This window comes from Citrobacter sp. wls827 (genome assembly GCF_005280875.1).
Classification (GTDB): Bacteria; Pseudomonadota; Gammaproteobacteria; order Enterobacterales; family Enterobacteriaceae; genus Citrobacter; species Citrobacter youngae.
The window spans coordinates 349,086-353,696 of sequence record NZ_SZWR01000010.1 but is presented as its reverse complement, the minus strand read 5'-3'; the positions used below and the strand labels follow the sequence as shown (position 1 = coordinate 353,696).

The window sequence follows — 4,611 nt, the reverse complement described above, 5'->3', positions numbered from 1 at the left end:
CCGCGACAGTCTCTACCGGCAACCTGGCGATTGGCGTGGTTGCCGGCGTGATCACGATGTTGATACTGCCGCGCATCGTCAGAAGGAAACGGGCGTCTACATCAAAAACAGCGTCGCCAGACCCAGAAAAATAAAGAATCCGCCGGTGTCGGTGATAGCGGTAATCATGACGCTGGAGCCGACCGCCGGATCGCGCCCGAGCTTCACCATCGTCATCGGAATGATAACGCCCATCAGCGCCGCCATCAGCAGATTGAGCATCATTGCCAGGGTCATCACGCCGCCCAGCGCCATATCATCGTACAGCCACCAGGTGATGCCGCCCATGATGCCGCCCCAGACAAGGCCGTTGATCAGCGCTACCCCCATCTCACGCAGGATCAGAAACGTCAGGTTGCCGGGCTGAATATTCTGCAACGCCAGCGCCCGGACAATCATGGTGATGGTCTGATTACCCGTATTACCGCCAATCCCTGCCACAATGGGCATCAGCGAGGCCAGCGCCACCAGTTGTGAAATGGTGTGCTCGAAACCGTCGATTACCCGCGAGGCGATAAAAGCGGTACAGAGATTAATTGCCAGCCACGCCCAACGGGTTTTTACCGCTTTAGTGACCGGAGCGAATACATCCTCTTCGGCACTTAAGCCCCCCATTCGACGCAGATCGGTATCGGTTTCTTCATAAACCACGTCGACGATCTCATCGATGGTTAAGCGTCCCATCAGTTTGCCTGAGGGATCAACCACCGCAGCACTGACCAGGTTGTCACGTTCAAACGTACGCGCAGCATTCTCGGCGATATCTTCCGGAGAAAATGTGAGCGGATCATCCTCCATCACTTCGCTGACTTTACGCTGCACGTCATTGAGCAGAATACAGGTTAGCGTCAGTTCACCCACCAGCACTTTATTGCGATCGGTTACGAAGAGTTTATCGGTGTTCTCCGGCATTTTTCCCAGCCGCCGCAAGTACCGCTGCACCACTTCCAGCGTCACGTCCGGACGTACGGTGATGACTTCGAACTCCATGATCGCACCGACGCGATTCTTCTCGTAGTGCAGCACCTGACGTACGCGCGCACGCTCTTCAGCAGGCAATGATGCCAGCAGTCGACCGGTAAGGTTACGGGGTAAATGCTGTACCAGATAAATCTGTTCGTCGATATCGAGATATTGCAGCGCATCCAGTAGCTCGCGGTCGCTCATCTCGTCGATCAGGTCATCCCACACATTTTCTGATGCTTCAAGCAGGACGTTGCCGCGTTTTTCACTTTCGACCAGTCGCCACAGGGCGTGACGCTCTTCGGAGGGCAGTGCTTCAAGGGTATCGGCCAGATCGGGTGGCGGCAGATGCGCCACCAGAGCCCCTACCTCAGCAATATCGTCGGCTAACGTGCCGACGTCATATTGCTCAGCCAGGGTAAGCTTGCCCAACAGTGTTGAAATAATGGCTTTATCAGTGGTCAGCAGCCAGATTAGACGCGCACGCTCTTCATCACGTAGCCTGGCGCTGTTTTTGTTTATTGCGGACATTAATCATAAATCCATGATATGAAATATCATCAATCATGATGCCGAATTATGTAAATAACAATAAACGAGGCCGCCGGGTGGATAAAAAACCGGCGGCATGTGGGATCATGCAGTGCGCGCCACCGCATCGCGCGAAGCCGCATCGCGTTCATCGCCCAGCAGTTCACTCAATTGCCCATTACGCATTTCCAGCAAACGGTCTGCATGAATAAAGTAATGATCGTCATGACTAATGGCGAAAATGGTTTTGCCCATCTCCTGCATCAGCGGCAGCAACACCTGGTAGAATTCACGCCGGAAATGGGGATCCTGATCGGCGGCCCATTCGTCCAGCAGAATGATGTCGCGCTCCTCTGCTAAGGCCAGCAACAGCGCCACACGCTTTTTCTGCCCTTTCGACAGCTTCAGGTTGAGAATGCGCCCGTCGTTCAGTTCCAGCTTGTGCGCCATTTGCAGATGATCCAGCCACTTCGCTACCAGCGCCGGAGAAGCGTCTCTGCCTTCAGGTCCCAGCAATTTGTCAAACAGCCAGACGTCGGTAAACACCGCGGAGAACAGCTTGCGGTAGTCCTCCGGTTTTTCGACAGCAACCGTCTTGCCATCCAGTAAAATCTCACCAGACTGCGGCTGGTATAGCCCGGTCAGCAACATCGCCAGCGTAGATTTCCCACTACCGTTACCGCCAATCAGGAAGATCAGTTCACCACGACGAATGGTCAGATTCACTGGCCCAACGGCGAACGCATTATCCTGATAGCGGAAAACCACGTCGCGCAACTCCAGCGTTTGCCAGTCCGGAAATGCGGTTGGCCGTGGGAATTCAGCCCTGAAGGGGGCCAGGGAGAACTTATTCAGCTTGTTGAACGCCACCTGTGCAGTCAGCAGCGTTGGCAGCGCGCCGACGGCAGAGAGCAGCGGCGTGCGCAGGAATAGCAGCGTCAGCGAATAGGTCGCCGCCACGGCGGTATCCGCCCAACCCAGACTGTTGGCCATCCAGAATACCAGGCCAATGGCGCCCAGCATCATAATATTCGACCAGTTGACCGCGCTCAGGTGGAAGGTATCAGCACGAATAATATGGTGGCGGTATTCTTTGGCATCCGGGACGTACAGCTGGTTAAAGATATACTCAGCACGTTCCCGGTTGAGCGTCAGTTCTTTGCGTCCTTCCAGCATCGTCTGGTAGTCGTTGTACAGCTTGTCTTCGGTTTCACGCAGGGTAGCCATGTGTTTATACACCCGCGCCACCAGCACAAATCCGCCCCAGATGGTGATTGCCATCCAGATTGCCGTCACCAGCAGCATTTTAGTCGACAGCATGGCCAGATACGCCGCCGACCCCACGGTCAAAATAATCCCCTGTACCAGCTCAGGCAGGCGGACAAAGGCAATGGTAATGTTACGGATATCGCTGGTTAAACCGGCCAGTAACGAGGCGCTACCGATTTGCTCGATACGTTCGACGTGGGTGTCCAGAATTCGTTTGATAAATTCGCTACGCAGACGGTAGACAAAGTGGTGCCCCAGCGTGGTGAGCGCCAGCTGTGAACCGAGGGTGACGACCATCAGTAACAGCAGCAGGCCAAGAAACTCCGGTAGCACCATCAGCGTGGTGTCGACCGTTTCAATCAAGCGCTGGTTGATAAACGCAATCAGCCCAATCCCCAGCGCGGCACTGACAAGGCTGAGCGCCATGACGCTGATAAATGGCCAGCGATACTGCCGCCAGACAAGAAGTAAAAGTTCCATGCAAACAACCCGGACAAGTAATAACAGCCCGCAGTTTAAACATCTCTTCGCTGACAGCAATAATAATTCTTATTTTTATTCTTTTTTACCTGCCTGGCGAAACGTCAGGTTATAACGACAATCTCCCGTCAATGGATGATACCCCGTCTTAAGCGGCTGGACGCCATGATAAAACAGCCGCGAGTTTCCCCCCCATACCACCACATCACCATGCTCCAGCAATACTCGCTTTAAGGGATCGTTGCGCCGTAAGCCGCCAAACTGAAAAATCGCCGGCAGGCCCAGCGATACAGAGACGATAGGCGCTCGCAGGTCAGGCTCATCTTTATCCTGATGTAAAGACAGTTTTGCCCCCGGCGTATAGCGATTAATAAGGCAAGCATCCGGTTGAAAATCAGGATAGCCTGCGGCCGTTGCCGCCTGTTGGCACAGCTCAGCAAAGACCTCGGGTAATGGCGGCCAGTGAACGCCGGTTAATGGATCGACCGGTGAATAGAGGTAGCCATGTTGATCCGTTGTCCAGCCCAGATGGCCGCAATTCGTCATGGCTACCGACATCGTATAACCGCCAGGGGTGACCATCTGGCGAAACGGCGACTGTCTGGCTGTCGCCGCGATTGCCCGCAGTAAAGCGGGGGCGGATTCAAATGCAAAGCGCCGCAAAATCACCGCACCTGACGCCAGCGGCTCGTGCCAGGGTTTCTCATCTGCAAAGAGATCGAGCATTACGTTTCCTCGCGGGTGGCTTCACGTTGCAACAGTTGCGCCTTGCGCGTTATTCCCCAACGATAGCCAGAAAGCGCGCCATCACCGCGGATTACGCGGTGACACGGGATCACAATCGCCAGCTTGTTCGCCGCGCAGGCGCTGGCTACGGCACGCACCGCCTTCGGCTTGCCGATAGTGCTGGCAAGTTGCTGATAACTCACCGTCTCACCACAAGGGATTGCCCGCAGCGCTTGCCATACCTGCTGCTGAAAGGCGGTTCCCTGAATATCCAGCGGCAGTGACAGTGCGGTATTGCGCGTGTTAATCACGGCGATCACCTCACGCACATGTTGTTGAAACTCCGTATCGGCGGGCTCGTCACGTGCCGTCGGAAACAGTTCATGCAATTCTGCTATCAGCGTAGCATCGTCGTCGCCCAGCAAGATCGCGCAGATACCCCGTTCACTTTCCGCCACCAGGCAACGGCCGAGGGCGCAATCTGTGAGGGTATAGCGCACAGAAACATTACCGCCGCCTTGACGAAATTGCCTGGCGGTCATGCCTAACGCCTGATCCGCTTTGCGGTAATAGCTGCTGCTGTCGGGGAATCCGGCGTCAAGA

General features: G+C 55.2%; 3 protein-coding genes and 2 pseudogenes. 1 reads left to right on the top strand and 4 read right to left on the bottom strand.

The features are described 5' to 3' along the window. A pseudogene (locus FDX03_RS23040) lies at window positions 1-134 on the top strand (SulP family inorganic anion transporter); the annotation flags it as partial. Here the strand turns inward: FDX03_RS23040 and mgtE are convergent. From mgtE to ada, 4 genes and pseudogenes are all read right to left on the bottom strand, one after another. Then, on the bottom strand, window positions 97-1,533 hold the full coding sequence (mgtE, locus tag FDX03_RS05025; protein ID WP_048211119.1) for a magnesium transporter: 1,437 nt from the start codon (window positions 1,531-1,533) through the stop codon (window positions 97-99). The pseudogene FDX03_RS23040 and the gene mgtE sit on opposite strands and share 38 nt — an antisense overlap. 105 nt (window positions 1,534-1,638) lie before the next feature. Next, a complete protein-coding gene (locus FDX03_RS05020; protein WP_137345554.1) occupies window positions 1,639-3,282 on the bottom strand; it encodes a multidrug ABC transporter permease/ATP-binding protein in 1,644 nt (547 codons plus the stop codon). Window positions 3,283-3,317: 35 nt separating this feature from the next. Beyond that, window positions 3,318-4,008: pseudogene (alkB, locus tag FDX03_RS05015) on the bottom strand (DNA oxidative demethylase AlkB). Next, on the bottom strand, window positions 4,008-4,611 hold a 604-nt coding region (gene ada / locus FDX03_RS23035; RefSeq protein ID WP_249356991.1), incomplete at its 5' end, for a bifunctional DNA-binding transcriptional regulator/O6-methylguanine-DNA methyltransferase Ada. The pseudogene alkB and the gene ada, both read right to left, overlap by 1 nt.

What these genes read in the sequence shown, in the direction of transcription:
- mgtE (WP_048211119.1), bottom strand. Translation starts at nt 1,533, where the DNA reads ATGTCCGCAATAAACAAAAACAGCGCCAGGCTACGTGATGAAGAGCGT.
- FDX03_RS05020 (WP_137345554.1), bottom strand. Translation starts at nt 3,282, where the DNA reads ATGGAACTTTTACTTCTTGTCTGGCGGCAGTATCGCTGGCCATTTATC.